This is a genomic window from Nocardioides sp., from assembly GCF_030655615.1.
Taxonomy (GTDB): Bacteria; Actinomycetota; Actinomycetes; order Propionibacteriales; family Nocardioidaceae; genus Nocardioides.
In genome coordinates, this window is the sequence record NZ_JAURVJ010000108.1 from 15,726 (window position 1) to 30,109 (window position 14,384).

Annotated in this window: 13 protein-coding genes; 7 read left to right on the plus strand and 6 right to left on the minus strand. The window is 72.9% G+C overall.

Annotated elements, in window-relative coordinates:
• Window positions 1-71: 71 nt before the first annotated feature.
• The 3 genes from Q7T52_RS08855 to Q7T52_RS08865 all read right to left on the minus strand — a co-directional run bounded on the left by Q7T52_RS08855 (window position 72) and on the right by Q7T52_RS08865 (window position 4,633).
• Window positions 72-1,655 (minus strand): bifunctional diguanylate cyclase/phosphodiesterase, encoded by a 1,584-nt coding sequence (locus Q7T52_RS08855; RefSeq protein ID WP_304801535.1) that lies wholly within the window; start codon window positions 1,653-1,655, stop codon window positions 72-74.
• Window positions 1,652-2,449, minus strand: a complete 798-nt coding sequence (locus Q7T52_RS08860; RefSeq protein ID WP_304801536.1) for an exodeoxyribonuclease III — start codon at window positions 2,447-2,449, stop codon at window positions 1,652-1,654. Before Q7T52_RS08860 ends, Q7T52_RS08855 begins: the two co-directional genes overlap by 4 nt.
• A gap of 72 nt (window positions 2,450-2,521) precedes the next feature.
• Window positions 2,522-4,633 carry a BTAD domain-containing putative transcriptional regulator gene (locus Q7T52_RS08865; RefSeq protein ID WP_304801538.1) on the minus strand — a complete coding sequence of 704 codons (2,112 nt, stop codon included), beginning with the start codon at window positions 4,631-4,633 and terminating at the stop codon, window positions 2,522-2,524.
• A gap of 206 nt (window positions 4,634-4,839) precedes the next feature.
• Here Q7T52_RS08865 and ychF point away from each other — a divergent pair, with 206 nt between their 5' ends.
• The 6 genes from ychF to Q7T52_RS08895 all read left to right on the plus strand — a co-directional run bounded on the left by ychF (window position 4,840) and on the right by Q7T52_RS08895 (window position 9,928).
• Window positions 4,840-5,916, plus strand: coding sequence for a redox-regulated ATPase YchF (gene ychF / locus Q7T52_RS08870; RefSeq protein WP_304801540.1), 1,077 nt, complete (start codon window positions 4,840-4,842; stop codon window positions 5,914-5,916).
• A 43-nt stretch (window positions 5,917-5,959) separates the two neighbouring features.
• Window positions 5,960-6,460, plus strand: coding sequence for a GNAT family N-acetyltransferase (locus tag Q7T52_RS08875; protein ID WP_304801542.1), 501 nt, complete (start codon window positions 5,960-5,962; stop codon window positions 6,458-6,460).
• 184 nt (window positions 6,461-6,644) lie between these two features.
• Complete coding sequence (locus Q7T52_RS08880) at window positions 6,645-8,087, plus strand: ABC transporter substrate-binding protein/permease (RefSeq protein ID WP_304801544.1); 1,443 nt, start codon at window positions 6,645-6,647, stop codon at window positions 8,085-8,087.
• Window positions 8,084-8,857, plus strand: a complete 774-nt coding sequence (locus Q7T52_RS08885; protein ID WP_304801546.1) for an amino acid ABC transporter ATP-binding protein — start codon at window positions 8,084-8,086, stop codon at window positions 8,855-8,857. Before Q7T52_RS08880 ends, Q7T52_RS08885 begins: the two co-directional genes overlap by 4 nt.
• 39 nt (window positions 8,858-8,896) lie before the next feature.
• The gene (locus tag Q7T52_RS08890) at window positions 8,897-9,253 is read left to right on the plus strand and encodes a hypothetical protein (RefSeq protein WP_304801548.1); all 357 of its coding nucleotides are present in this window, start codon (window positions 8,897-8,899) and stop codon (window positions 9,251-9,253) included.
• 51 nt (window positions 9,254-9,304) lie between these two features.
• Window positions 9,305-9,928 (plus strand): DUF6624 domain-containing protein, encoded by a 624-nt coding sequence (locus Q7T52_RS08895; RefSeq protein WP_304801550.1) that lies wholly within the window; start codon window positions 9,305-9,307, stop codon window positions 9,926-9,928.
• Window positions 9,929-9,932: 4 nt separating this feature from the next.
• Here the strand turns inward: Q7T52_RS08895 and Q7T52_RS08900 are convergent, their stop codons facing one another.
• Both Q7T52_RS08900 and Q7T52_RS08905 read right to left on the minus strand, forming a co-directional pair.
• On the minus strand, window positions 9,933-10,640 hold the full coding sequence (locus tag Q7T52_RS08900; protein ID WP_304801552.1) for a hypothetical protein: 708 nt from the start codon (window positions 10,638-10,640) through the stop codon (window positions 9,933-9,935).
• Window positions 10,637-11,890, minus strand: coding sequence for a GAF domain-containing protein (locus Q7T52_RS08905; protein WP_304801555.1), 1,254 nt, complete (start codon window positions 11,888-11,890; stop codon window positions 10,637-10,639). Before Q7T52_RS08905 ends, Q7T52_RS08900 begins: the two co-directional genes overlap by 4 nt.
• 123 nt (window positions 11,891-12,013) lie before the next feature.
• Here Q7T52_RS08905 and Q7T52_RS08910 point away from each other — a divergent pair, with 123 nt between their 5' ends.
• Entirely contained in the window at window positions 12,014-13,843 is a 1,830-nt protein-coding gene (locus Q7T52_RS08910; protein WP_304801558.1) for an NAD(P)/FAD-dependent oxidoreductase, read from the plus strand.
• Between the two features lie 40 nt (window positions 13,844-13,883).
• On the opposite strand, the gene Q7T52_RS08915 is transcribed toward Q7T52_RS08910, so the two are convergent.
• Complete coding sequence (locus Q7T52_RS08915) at window positions 13,884-14,345, minus strand: nuclear transport factor 2 family protein (RefSeq protein ID WP_304801560.1); 462 nt, start codon at window positions 14,343-14,345, stop codon at window positions 13,884-13,886.
• Window positions 14,346-14,384: the final 39 nt, after the last annotated feature.

A 14,384-nucleotide genomic window follows, 5' to 3' on the forward strand; every position in this document is an offset into this window, starting at 1 on the left:
GGCCGAAGTTTCGTCGGAGAAGGAGGAGATCCACCGCTGCAGCGGTGAATCTCCACCGCATCCCGCGCCGCTCACCCCTCAGGCAGGTACGTCGGCCCCTTGGCGGCCAGGTGCGCGAGGACCGACTCGGCCGGGGCGGGCGGGGCGAAGTAGGTGCCCTGGGCGAGGACGAGCCCGGACTCGCGGACGGCCTCGAGCTCGGCGGGGTTCTCGACGCCCTCGGCGACCGCGGTGCGATCGAGGTCGGCGAGCATGTGGGCGACGTGGCCCAGGACGGTGCGGCCGCCCTCGGTGCCGGCGTCGGCGACGAGCGCGCGGTCGACCTTGACCCACTCCCAGTCCCAGCCGGTGAGCAGGCTGATGGCGGAGAAGCCGGTGCCGAAGTCGTCGACGGCCAGGCCGACCCCGGCGTCGGCGAGCTCGGCCGCCATGGCGCGCTGGGCGGGGCTCCAGCGGGCGACGTGACGCTCGGACATCTCGAGGATCAGGTGGACGCCGCTGCCGCGGACCCGGTCGGGCAGCGAGCGCAGCAGCCGGCTGTCGGCGCGGAGCTGCTCGAACTCGATGTTGACGCTGAGGGCCACCTCGCGCCCCAGCTGGGCGGCGGCCGAGCCCATCACGCCCATCGACGCCTCGAGGACGACCTCGGTCAGCTCGTCGAGCATCTGGAGCTTGGTGGCCGCACCGACGAGCATCATCGGCGAGACGGGCCCGAACTCGAGGTGGCGGCCGCGCACGAGGGCCTCGTAGCCCAGGGCCTCGCCGACCCGCAGGTCGACGATCGGCTGGTAGGCGACCTCGACGCGGCCCTGCTCGAGCATGTCGCGCAGCACGGTGCGGTCGTCGTACCAGCGGGGCGGGAGGGCGTCGGGGCTGCGCGAGCGCTTGGCCTGGCGCATCCGGCGCTCGGCCTCGCGGAGCAGGTCGTCGGGGTCGTCGGCGCCGGAGACCGACAGGGACTGACCGATGCTGACCTCGATCGAGACCATGTTGTCGTTGACGGTCACGGGCTCCCGGAGCGTCTCGTGCAGACCGGCGACGATGCGGTCGAGGTGGCCGGCGTCCTCGAGGTGGCGTACGACGACGGCGAACTCGTCGCCGCCCATCCGGGCCGCGAACGACCCCTCCGGGAACACGTCCGAGCGCAGCCGGCTGCCGACCTCGCGCAGGACCTCGTCGGCGTCGAGGTGGCCGAGGTGCTCGTTGAGGCGCTTCATCCCGTCGACGTCGAGGAACAGCACCGCCAGCGTCTCGCCGAGGCGGGTCTCGGCCACCGTCTCGAGCAGCTCGCGGAAGTAGGCGTGGTGCCAGAGGCCGGTGAGGTCGTCGGCGTGCGCGGCCAGCTGCAGCCGGGCCTCGCGACGCGCGGCGTGCCGCGACGCGGTGGCCATCGTCGTCAGCGCCGCCAGCAGCCGCCGGTCGAGGTCGCTGAACGGCGTGTCGAGGAGCGAGCGACGGGCGACGAGATAGGTGCTCGTCCCGAACATCAGGCTCACGTCGGGCGGCGGCGCGGGCAGCATGCTGACCGAGACGTGGCCCTCGACCGCGCGCCGGGCGTAGCGGACCAGCCACTCCTCGATGGAGTCCTCCGGCCACGGCATCTCGATCGCGGCCTCGGTGAGGACCTCGATCAGGACCTGCTCGTCGCGCGTCATCCGTGGTCCCCACCGTCGAGATCGAGGTCGACCACCACCGGGGCGTGGTCGGAGGCGCCGGTGCCGGCGCGCTCGTCACGGTCGACGAACGCGCCCGTCACGCGCCCGGCGAACGGCGGCGAGCCCAGCACGAAGTCGATGCGCATGCCCCGGTTGCGCTCGAAGCGCTGCCGGTAGTAGTCCCAGTAGGTGTAGACCCCCGGGCCGGGTGTGTGGGGCCGGACCACGTCGGCGTACCCGTCCTCGAGGAACGCGGCGAACGCCGCCCGCTCGGGCGGGGTCACGTGCGTCGAGTCGGCGTAGGCCGCCACGTCGAACACGTCCTCGTCCTGCGGCGCGATGTTCCAGTCGCCCACGAGGGCGGTCGGGGTTTCGGTCCAGGTCGAGGCGGCCTCGCGCAGCCGCCCGAGCCAGTCGAGCTTGTAGAGGTAGTGCGGGTCGCCGACCTTGCGGCCGTTGGGGACGTAGAGCGACCACACGCGTACGCCGCCGCAGGTCGCCCCGATCGCCCGCGCCTCCGCCGCTGCGGGGTCGCCCCAGGTCGGCATGTCGGGGAACCCGACCTCGACGTCGTCGAGCCCGACCCGGCTGATGACGGCGACACCGTTCCACTGGCTGTAGCCCGCGGACGCGACCTCGTAGCCCAGGGACTGCAGGCCCATCAGCGGCAGCTGGTCCTCGCGGGCCTTGGTCTCCTGCACCGCGAGGACGTCGACGTCGTGGCGCTGCAGGAACGCCTCGACCCGGTCGATGCGGGCGCGCAACGAGTTGACGTTCCAGGTGGCCAGCCGCATCCGGCAACCGTATCGGCTGGGGTCGCTCGTCCGGGACGTCGTCCGGCCATGTCGCGCGCGGGGACCGCGAGCTCACGCGCGCGGCGTGAGCAGCTCCTCGAGCTCGGCGGCGGGGGTGCCGATCTCCTTCATCCGCACCGCGTAGGAGCGGTAGGCGCGACGGGCCTCGCCGTGGCGGCGCGCCTCGTGCAGGGCCGTGATCAGGTGGTGGTGGGACGGCTCGTCGTAGGGGTCGTCGGCGATGAGGCCGACCAGCCAGGGGATGGCGCGCTGCTGGTCTCCGCCGGCGATGAGCGCCAGCGCGAGCTCGCGCTTGACCTCGAGCGACAGCGAGAGCAGCTCGTCACGCACGTCGACGGTGAAGTCGCTGTAGGGGTCGTCCTCGAGGTAGTGGCCGGTGTACATCGCCGCCGCCCGCTCGAGCTCCTCGACGGTGCCGGGCTCGGTGTGCTCGCCGTGGTCACCCGACCGCAGCGCCCGCAGCGCGCTGGTGGCGGTCTGGGTGAAGACGACGGCGTCGACCTCGACGTGGTCGGTGTCGAGCCGCACGGCCTCGCGGTCGGCGCGCAGGTAGTGGTCGGACGGCTGGGCCTTCTTCGGGTCGAGCACGGACCGCAGGGTCGAGAGGACGACCGACAGGCGGTTGCCGCTGCCGTCGGAGTCGGGCCACAGGTGCTCGGCCAGCGCGTCGCGGGTGATCGGCCGCCCGCGCTTGCCGGCGAGGATCTTGAGCGCGTCGCGCGACTTGCGGGACTGCCAGGCCGACGCCGGCACCGGCTCGCCGTCGCAGAGCACGGCGAACGCGCCGAGCGTGCGGATGCTCACCCGGGCGCGGTCGGCGGTGCCGAGGGCCTGGAGGGGACCGGCGATCCGCGTGGCGTCGTCGCGTACGCCGAGCGCGCGCAGCCGCCGCCGGGCCGCCTGCTCCTGCACCGTGTCGCCGGTGGCGCGGGCCCGCAGCGCCTGGTTGGTCGCGATCCCGACCGCGTTGGCGGTGCTGCGCCACAGGGTCCCGGCCTCGTCGAGCAGGTCGAGGGCGCGGGGGCCGGTGATGAGCAGCGACTGCAGCTCGAGCGCCTCGGCGAGCCCGCGCGCGTCGTGGCGGCGTCCGGCCTCACGGACCGCCAGCCGGGAGAACTCGCCCGCGTCGTCGCGGTTGCCGATCGCCAGGCACACCCAGCCCGCGGCCAGGAGTGGGTCGACCTGGCCCACCGCGGCGGGCTGGTCGAGCGCCCGCTTGACCAGCCCCAGGGCCTCGTCGACGTCGTCGACCACCAGGGCCCGGGCCAGGCCGGAGGTGGCGGGCACGGCGATCTGCGCGTTGCCGGTGCGCTCGGCGATGACCAGGGCCTCGCGGTAGGCGATGGCGGCCTGGGTGGCGTTGCCGCAGAGCCGGTTGGCGTCGCCGATGCCGACGACCGCCAGGCCCAGCAGGGGACTCTCGGAGGTGCGGGTGAGGGCGCGGGCGAGGTGGAGCTCGGCGAGGCACTCCTCGACGCGACCGAGGCCGAGCAGCGAGTCGGAGCGGGTGATCAGGCTGAGGGCCCGCACCGGCGGCGGCGCGGAGACCGACTCGGCGAGGGCGATCGCCCGGTCGAGGTGGGGGAGCGCCTCGGTGTAGCGACCCTCGGAGTTGCAGCGCGAGCCGAGGTTGTTGTGGACGCGGGCCTGGGTGAGCACGTCGCCGGCGCGCTCGGCGGCGGCCAGGCCCTTCTCGTAGGCCACCAGGTTGGCGTCCAAGTCGCCCTCGAGCACGCAGACCAGTGCCTGGCTGACCCATGCGGCCGCGACCGCCGCGTCGTCGCCGCAGGCCTGGGCCGCGGCGAGTGCGGCGTCGGTCGCGGCCCGGCTCGCCTCGGCGTCGCCGGTCGCCCAGAGCGAGGACGCCTTGCTGGACAGCAGGAACGCCCCGTCGACGGGGTCGGGGTCGGGCTCGTCGTGGTCGGCGCGCGCATAGACGACCAGGGCGGCGGCGAAGCTGCCCGACTGGTGGAGGGCGTAGCCGAGACGCCACGCGAGGGCGACGGGAAGGGGGCCGCCGTCGGGGGCCACGAGGGTGGCCGCCCGATCGAGGAGAGCGACCTCGCCGGGGCGGAGCGACTCGTCCGAGGGGCCGGAGACCGCACGCAGCACCGCGTCGACGTCGCCGTCCGCGACCGCCCGCTCGAGCCCGCTGCTGGTCATGACCGTCCCGAAGATCCAGGTGAGATGGCGCTGGTGCCCCCGCCACAGACTAGGCGAGGACGTCGGTCCCGCCAGTGTTTCTCCGGCTACTTCACGAGTTCGTCACCTGTTGCCAGCCTGTGCCCGAGGTGTGCCCGGGGCCGGGTCGACCGGCGCCGGACCCGCGGGGCCGGACGGCGGGTACGACCGCCGTAGACTCGCCCCCCGTGGCACTCACCATCGGCATCGTCGGCCTGCCCAACGCCGGCAAGTCCACCCTCTTCAACGCGCTGACCAAGAACGACGTGCTCGCGGCCAACTACCCGTTCGCGACGATCGAGCCCAACGTCGGCGTCGTCGGCGTACCGGACGAGCGGCTCCCCCAGCTCGCCGAGGTCTTCAGCAGCGCCAAGATCCTGCCTGCGACCGTGGAGTTCGTCGACATCGCCGGCATCGTCAAGGGCGCCTCCGAGGGGGAGGGGCTGGGCAACAAGTTCCTGGCCCACATCCGGGAGTCGTCGGCGATCTGCCAGGTCACCCGCGTCTTCCGCGACGAGGACGTGACCCACGTCGACGGCGAGGTCAACCCCGGCAGCGACATCTCCACCATCCAGACCGAGCTGATCCTCGCCGACCTGCAGACGGTCGAGAAGGCCATCCCGCGGCTGGAGAAGGAGGCCCGGACCCGCAAGGACCTCGCCGCCAACCTCGACGCCGCCAGGCAGGCGCTGACCGCGCTCGAGGGCGGTACGCCGATCATCTCGACCTCCATCGACCGCGACCTGATCCGCGAGCTGTCGCTGCTGACGGCCAAGCCCTTCATCTACGTCTTCAACTGCGACGCCGACGAGCTCGCCGACGAGGCGCTCAAGGACCAGATGCGTGCCCTCATCGCGCCGGCCGAGGCGATCTTCCTCGACGCCAAGTTCGAGGCCGAGCTCGTCGAGCTCGGTGACGACGCCGAGGCCCGCGAGATGCTGGCCGAGATGGGCGTGACCGAGCCGGGCCTCGACACCCTGGCCCGCGTCGGCTTCGACACGCTCGGCCTGCAGACCTATCTCACCGCCGGCCCCAAGGAGTCGCGTGCGTGGACGGTCAGGAAGGGCGCCACCGCCCCCGAGGCGGCCGGCGTCATCCACACCGACTTCCAGCGCGGCTTCATCAAGGCCGAGATCGTCTCGTTCGACGACCTCATGCAGCACGGCTCGATGCAGAAGGCCAAGGAGGCCGGGCGGGTCCGCATGGAGGGCAAGGACTACGTGATGGCCGACGGCGACGTCGTGGAGTTCCGCTTCAACGTCTAGGCACGCCCAGACCTGCCAGGCACGACGCCGCTAGCGTTGCCGGGTGATCCCGGCTCCCACCGCACGTCTCCGGTTCCGCGAGATGGCCGACACCGACCTCGACCGGATGGCCGACCTGCTCGGCGACCCGGACGTCATGCGGTTCTACCCCCGGACCAGGACGCGCGACGAGGCGCTCGCCTGGATCGAGTGGAGCCAGCGCAGCTACGCCGAGCACGGCTACGGACTGTGGATCGTCGAGACCCACGCGGGCGAGTTCGTCGGTGACTGCGGGCTCACCTGGCAGCCGGTCGGCGGCCGGCAGGTCCTCGAGGTCGGCTACCACACCGTCCCGGCGATGCAGGGCCGTGGCTACGCGAGCGAGGCGGCACGGACGTGCGTCGACCTCGCGCTCGGGCCGGTCGGCGAGACCCACGTCGTCGCCATCATCAACCCCGCCAACGTCCCGTCGCGGCGGGTCGCGGAGAGGATCGGCCTGCGGGTCGAGCAGGAGACCGAGGTCCGTGGCCTCCCCGTGGTCGTCTACGGACGCGTGACTGACTGACGTCGTGCTCGTGGGTGAAGACCCACCGGCGTCGCACCTGCGAGGCTCGGGCCACCGCGGCCGACCCCCGGCGACGTCGTGGTCAGGTAAGTTGACTGGTTCGCACCAGATATTCGGGTCCCAGGCAGGCGGAGCAGTGACAGCACAGACAACGAGGTCGTGGCTCGCACGAGCCGCAGCGCTGGTGATCGTCGTCCTCGGCCTGGCCGTCGTCGGTACGCCGGGCGCGACGGCTGGCGACGAGCAGGACCGGCCGGTGCTGCGGGTCGGCACCGAGGGGACCTACCCGCCGTTCAGCTATGAGGACGGCGGTGACCTCACCGGCTACGACATCGACGTCATGAAGGCCGTCGCGGACGAGGCCGGCTTCGACGTCGAGTTCGTGGAGGCGCCGTTCGACGCGCTCTTCCCGGCCCTCGACTCCAAGCGGATCGACGTCATCGCCAACCAGGTGACGATCAACGACGAGCGCGAGGCGCGCTACCTGTTCACCGAGCCCTACACGTTCTCGCGCGGCGTCATCGTCACGGCGACCGACACCGACGACATCACGACCCTCGACGACATCGAGGGCAAGGTCGCGGCGCAGTCCGAGACCAGCAACTGGGCCCAGGTGGCGCGCGACGCCGGCGCCGAGGTGCAGTCGGTCGAGGGCTTCGCGCAGGCCGCCGAGCTGCTGGTGCAGGGGCGCGTCGACGTCGTCGTCAACGACAACATCGCCGTGCTCGACTACCTCGCCTCCACCGGCTCGACCGAGATCGAGATCAAGGGCCAGGTCGACGACGAGATCAGCAAGCAGGCGCTGGTCTTCCGCCAGGCCGACGGCGACCTGCGCGACCGCGCCGACGCCGCGCTCAAGAAGCTCGCCGCCGACGGCACGCTGGCCGAGATCTCCGAGGGCTACTTCAAGGCCGACGTCTCGGTGGAGGACGGCGGGGACGTCGAGGTCGAGGGCTCGGGCGGTGGTCGCAGCACCTGGGAGGTCCTCCAGGACACGGCAGGCCCCATGCTCGTGGGCGTCCTCAAGGGCACGATCCCGCTCACGATCATCAGCTTCGTGGCCGGCCTGGCCATCGCCCTCGGGGTCGCCCTCGCCCGGATGTCGTCGGTCAAGGCCCTCCGCCTGCCGGCGCGCTTCTACATCTCGCTCATCCGCGGCACGCCGCTCCTCGTGCAGCTGTTCGTCATCTTCTACGGGCTCCCGCAGATCGGCATCAAGCTGCCCGGGTTCCCCGCGGCCTGCCTCGCGCTGAGCCTCAACGTCGGCGGCTACGCCGCCGAGATCATCCGCGGGTCGATCCTGTCGGTGCCGCGCGGCCAGTTCGAGGCGGCGACGACGATCGGCATGCCCTACCGGCAGCTGATGCGCCGGATCGTCCTGCCGCAGGCCGCGCGGATCGCCGTACCGCCGCTGTCCAACACCCTGCTGTCACTGGTCAAGGACACCTCGCTCGTGTCGGTCGTCCTCGTCACCGAGGTGCTCCGCGAGGCCGACAAGGCCGCCTCGCTGACCGGCGAGTTCCTGCCGCTCTACTGCCTGTCGGCGCTCTACTTCTGGGTCATCTGCTTCGCGCTCTCGATCGGCCAGGACAAGCTCGAGAAGAAGCTGGGGAGGTATGCCGTATGAGCACCACCGGACACCTGATCGAGGTCGAGGGCCTCCGCAAGTCCTTCGGCGACACGGCCGTGCTCGAGGACGTCGGCTTCACCGCGTCCTCCGGGACCTGCACCGTGCTGCTCGGGCCGTCGGGCTCGGGCAAGACCACGGTGCTGCGCTCGCTCAACGTGCTCGAGACGCCCGACGCCGGTGTGGTCCGGATCGGCGAGGCGGCGGTCGACTTCGGCGAGCTGCCTCGCGACAAGGGCCTGCGCCGCAAGGAGATCCGCGACCTCCGGGCGCGCAGCGGCATGGTCTTCCAGAGCCACAACCTCTTCCCCCACAAGACCGTGCTCGGCAACATCGTCGAGGGTCCGGTGCAGGTCCAGGGCCAGTCGCCGGAGGAGGCCGAGGCCGAGGCGCGCCGCCTGCTCGAGCAGGTCGGGCTCGCCGGCCGCGAGACGGCCTATCCGGCCCAGCTGTCCGGCGGCCAGCAGCAGCGCGTCGGCATCGCCCGAGCGCTGGCGCTCAAGCCCGACGTCGTGCTCCTCGACGAGCCCACCTCCGCCCTCGACCCCGAGCTCGTCGGCGAGGTGCTCGCGGTCATCCGTGACCTGTCGCAGCAGGGCTGGACGATGGTGATCGTGACCCACGAGGTGCGCTTCGCCCAGGACGTCGCCGACCAGGTCCTCTTCCTCCACTCCGGCGTCGTCGCCGAGCGCGGAGGCGCCGAGGTGCTCACCGACCCGCAGCAGGAGCGGACGCAGCAGTTCCTGCGGCGCGTCCTCGAGGCCCGCTAGCGAGCGGGAATGCCTGCCCCGCCCGGGTGTTGAGGTGACATGACGCCGTACGAGCTCTACCACCGTGCCGACCGCCAGTTCGACCTGCGGGACTACCTCGGTGCCGCCAAGACGCTCGAGACCCTGCTGACCGACCTCGCCGCCGACGACGAGGGCCCCGGCCACGGGACCGCCCACGCGCGGCTCCTGCTCGCCCGTGCCTACTACCACTCGGCCCAGCTGGGCCGGGCCGAGACCGCCGCGCGAGCAGTGCTCGCGGAGTCGCCGACCGACGCCTACGCCGCCCTGCTCCTCGCCCGGACCCTCGAGCGCGGCTCGCGCCACGACGGGGCGCGCGACGCCCTGCGTCTCGCGACCGCGCTGGGTGCGCCCGGCACGTCCACCGACGCCGCCTGAGCGCCGCTGCCAGCCGTTGCCAGTCGTGCGCGACCACACCACACTGGGCGGATGAAGGTCCTCGCGGGGCTGGTCGTCGTCCCGCTCCTGCTGGCGCTGGCCGCCTGCGACGGCGACGAGGGGCCCACCGACGTGGAGGCACCGTCACAGACGGCGGTCGAGACCGCGACCGCCTCGGACGCCCCGAGCGACCCCGCCCTGCGCGACGAGCTGGTGGCGATGCTGCAGCGCGACCAGGACGAGCGCACCGGCATCGACTCCGACGACGAGACCGACCAGGACCGCGCCGACCGGCTCGAGGAGATCATCGCCGAGCGGGGCTGGCCGGGCTACGACCTCGTGGGCAAGGAGGGCGCCGAGGCGGCCTGGACGATCACGCAGCACGCCGACCTCGACCCGGCGTTCCAGGCCCGGGCCGCCGGGCTGCTGCGCGCGGCCGTCGAGGCCGGGCAGGCCGCGCCCGGCAACCTGGCCTTCCTCGAGGACCGGGTCGCGGTCGCGCGGGGCAAGGCGCAGACCTACGGCACGCAGGTCGACTGCGGGCCCGACGGACCCACGCCGGCGACCCCGGTGCGCGACCCCGACCAGGTCGACGCGCGGCGTACGGAGGTGGGTCTCGGCACCTACGAGGACTACCTCACCGAGATCTCCGAGGCCTGCGCCTCCGGCAGCTGAGCCGTCAGGACGCGAACACCGCCAGCGCCGGGAGGTACGACGCCACCGAGGCCGCGCCGGTCTCCGAGGACGCGGTGATCGCGGCGTCGTCGAGGTGCCCCGGGCGGAAGAACGTCTCGACGTAGACGGCGTTGCCGACGCGGGCCACGGTGACGAACGGGTCGCGACCCGAGGTGTCCTCGCCGCCGACGTCCTCGCTGAGCTCGTAGGCCTGCCAGGCCTCGTCGGCGCCGTCGACCGTGGCCGTGCGGACGAACCACTCCACGGGCTCGCCGGTGTGCGACTGCGGGCCCGCAGCGCCACAGGTCGCGGTCGCCTCGCGCCAGTCGGCCACCGCCTCGGTCGCGGCCGCCGGGTCGGCGTACACCCCGAGGGACTCGCTGGGGGAGGCGTCGGTGCCGTACTCGTAGAACGCCCGCCCGTCGGTCGGCGCCGGGTCGCGCAGACGCTGCGGCGGGTCGACGCAGATGCCGGGCATCGGGGACAGGTCGTCGCCGTTGCCCTTGACCTCCCAGCGGCCCTCGTGCGGCAGGCGGAGGTCGTCGGGGATGGTGGTCGGGACGGCGCTCCCGGTGGCGGGGGACGTCGGCTCGGCGGCGACCGGACGCGTGTCGGGCTCGGCGCCGGACCGGGTGTCGGTGCTGCTCCCGCAGCCGGTGACGAGCAGGGCGATCGCGGGCAGGGCCAGGAGGGCGTGCTTCGTGGTCTTCATGCCACGTGTGATGCCGCGCGGAGCCGGACGGTTGCGGGGATCGGGGATCCGCGGGTCAGGACGGCCGTTCGAGCGAGACCCCGGGCGGCCAGCCGGTAGGGGTTGGTCGCGACCAGCGCACCGACCACCCGCCGCAGCCGGGAGACCTCGGCCCGGGCGGTGACGACGTGCTCGGCGTCGCCGTAGAGCGCGGTGCTGAGGGCCGCGGCGCCGACGCCGGTCGGCCCGGCGGTGGCCAGGATGCCGAGGATCTGCGCGTGCCGCCGGGTCAGCGTGGTCCGCCAGGGGGCGTGGTCGCCCGAGGTGACCTCGAGGACGCCGTCGGCGCCCAACCGGGCCACGATGCCGATCGGACCGGACGCCGGCCGCACCAGCCAGCCGTGGGCGAGGCGCTCGGGCAGGCACAGCCCGAGGCCGGGTACGGCGACCGCCCGGTCGGCCTGGGGCGCCTCGATCCGGTCGCGCGCGGCCACGCCCGACTGGTGCGCGACCCACCCGTGGTCGTCGACGACGAGCAGCGGGCCGTTGCCGACGAGCGGGGCGGCCTCGCGGCGGAGCCGGTCGAGCCCCTCCTGGTGGTGGCGCCACAGCGCGGCCTCGGCGAGGCGTACGGCGCTCTCGACGAGCACCACGAGCGCGGGGTGCAGCGTCAGCGCCGGCCCGCTGACGTCGACGACGCCGAGCAGGTCGCCGGTGCGCGGGTCGTGGATCGGGTGGGCGGTGCAGTACCAGGGGTGCTGCTGCTGCTCGAAGTGCTCGGCGGAGAAGAGCTGGACCGGGGCAGCCTCGGCGAGGGCGGTACCGATCGCGTTGGTGCCGACCCGCTCCTCGGTCCAGGTCGCGCCCTCGGAGAAGCCGAGCCGGTCGGCCTCGAGCCGCACCCGCGCCGCACCCTCGCGCCACAGGATCACGCCGTCGGCGTCGCAGACGACCATCAGGAACAGCGACGCGTCGGCGACGCTGGTGAGCACCCGGCGCAGCTCGTCGGCGACCAGCCCGAGCCGCGACTCACGGCGGCGGCGCTCGATCTCGTCGACGGGGAACGGGTCACGAGCGTTGCCGCCCTCGGGGTGGATGCCCATCGCGAGCACCCGGCGCCACGACCGCGCGACGACGTCGCGCGGCTTGTCGCCGCTGCTGCCGCCGAGGAACGCGTCGTGCACCCGCACCAGCTCGCGGGCGCGCACCGACAGGTCGATGCCGGGCTCGACCGCGCCGTACGCCGCCATCAGACCTCCCCCGGTGCTCACCCCTACGAGTGGTGTTCGTCACATCATGCTCGCCCTCTCCAGGTTGCGGAACCGTTGGGAGGTGCGGGACGCAATCGCGTGCAACGGTTCCGGCCGGGCGCGGATGGGTGTGCCCTGGCTCACATGACGCAGACGATCGACGCTCCCGTGACCACGGACGACCCGCAGGCCCGCGCCGCCGCCTGGTTCGCCTCGTTCGAGGCGGCGCTCGCCGCCCGCGACGTGCCGGCCGCCGCCGGCCACTTCGCCACCACCAGCTTCTGGCGCGACCTGGTCGCCTTCACCTGGAACATCGTGACGGTGGAGAACCCCGAGGGGGTCGCCACGATGCTCGACGAGGTGCTCGACCGGGTCGACCCGAGCGGGTTCGGTCTGGCCGAGCCGGCCGACGAGGCCGACGGGGTCATCACGGCGTGGTTCGACTTCGAGACCGCGGTCGGCCGCGGCCACGGGCTGGTGCGGCTCGTCGAGGAGGACGGCGACACCAAGGCGTGGACGTTCCTCACCACGCTGCCCGAGCTCAAGGGTCACGAGGAGCCGCGCTCGGAGCGCCGGCCGATGGGCGCCAAGCACGGAGCCGACAAGGACCGCCAGACCTGGCTCGAGAAGCAGCAGGCCGAGGCCGAGTCGCTCGGGTCGACGACGCAGCCCGAGGTGCTGGTGATCGGCGGCGGCCAGGGCGGGATCGCGCTCGGCGCCCGCCTGCGCCAGCTCGGCGTACCGGCCCTGGTCATCGACAAGCATCCGCGACCGGGCGACCAGTGGCGCAGCCGCTACAAGAGCCTCTGCCTGCACGACCCGGTCTGGTACGACCACCTGCCCTACCTGAAGTTCCCCGACAACTGGCCCGTGTTCGCGCCCAAGGACAAGGTCGGCGACTGGCTCGAGTCCTACGTCAAGGTGATGGAGGTGCCGTACTGGTCCTCGACGACCGCGACGTCGGCCTCCTACTCCGAGGAGGCGGGGGAGTGGACCGTCGAGGTCGAGCGCGAGGGCAAGCCGCTCACCCTGCGGCCGAAGCAGCTCGTCCTCGCGACCGGCATGTCCGGCAAGCCCCACGTGCCGGAGCTGCCGGGGCAGGACGTGTTCCGCGGCGACCAGCACCACTCTTCGGCACACCCCGGACCGGACGCCTACCGCGGCAAGAAGTGCGTGGTGATCGGCAGCAACAACAGCAGCTTCGACATCTGCGGCGCGCTCTGGGAGAACGACGCCGACGTGACGATGGTGCAGCGCTCGTCGACCCACATCGTCAAGAGCGACTCGCTCATGGACCTCGGGCTCGGCGACCTCTACTCCGAGCGGGCGCTGGCCGCCGGGGTCACGACCGAGAAGGCCGACCTGATCTTCGCGTCGCTGCCCTACCGGATCCTGCACACCTTCCAGATCCCCGCCTACGAGGCGATGGCCGAGCGGGACAAGGACTTCTACGAGCGGCTCGAGGCGTCAGGCTTCCGCCACGACTGGGGCGACGACGGGTCGGGCCTGTTCATGAAGTACCTGCGCCGCGGCTCGGGCTACTACATCGACGTGGGCTCGGCCGAGCTCGTGGCCGACGGCCAGGTCAAGCTCGCCCACGGCCAGGTCGACCACCTGACGGAGGACTCCGTGGTGCTGGCCGACGGCACCGAGCTGCCGGCCGACCTCGTCGTCTACGCCACCGGCTACGGCTCGATGAACGGGTGGGCCGCCGACCTCATCAGCCAGGAGGTCGCCGACGCCGTCGGCAAGGTCTGGGGCCTCGGCTCCGACACCACCAAGGACCCCGGCCCGTGGGAGGGCGAGCAGCGCAACATGTGGAAGCCGACCCAGCAGGACGCGCTGTGGTTCCACGGCGGCAACCTGCACCAGTCGCGCCACTACTCGCTCTACCTGGCGCTGCAGCTCAAGGCGCGGTACGAGGGGATCCCCACGCCGGTCTACGGCCTGCAGGAGGTGCACCACCTGTCCTGAGCCGGCCCGAGGGCGCTGAGGGCGGTGCTCAGGGCAGTGCTCAGGGCAGGGCACCGGGGAGCAGGTGCTGGGACACGTCGCCGACCAGGTCGAGGTGGGCCTGGCGGCTGCGGAACCACCAGGCGCCGTCGAGGCGGTGGAAGGTGTCGCGGTAGCGGCCGGCCACGATCACCTGCAGCGGCAGGATCTCGGTGGCCTGCAGCACCTGGAAGCGCGAGCGGCACGACGCGGTGCCGGCGGGCTCGTCGACCTCGACGACCGCGTTGGTGACGACGTGCTGGGTGAGCGGGGTGCCCGGGCCGTGCGGGCCGTCGGGGCCGTCCGTGCCGGCCACCGGGTGGCGGCGCGTGGTCTGCTCGAAGAGCGCCGCCACGGCGTCGGCACCTGCGACGCCGAAGAAGGCGCCGTGCTCGAAGAGCGCGCCGACCCCGGCGAAGTCGCCCGCGTCGACGCGCTCGGCGTACGTGTAGAGGAGGTGCTCGATCGCGCGGGCGCTGTCCACGGCGTCAGCGTAGGAGCACCGGGGTCGGGCGGAACCCGG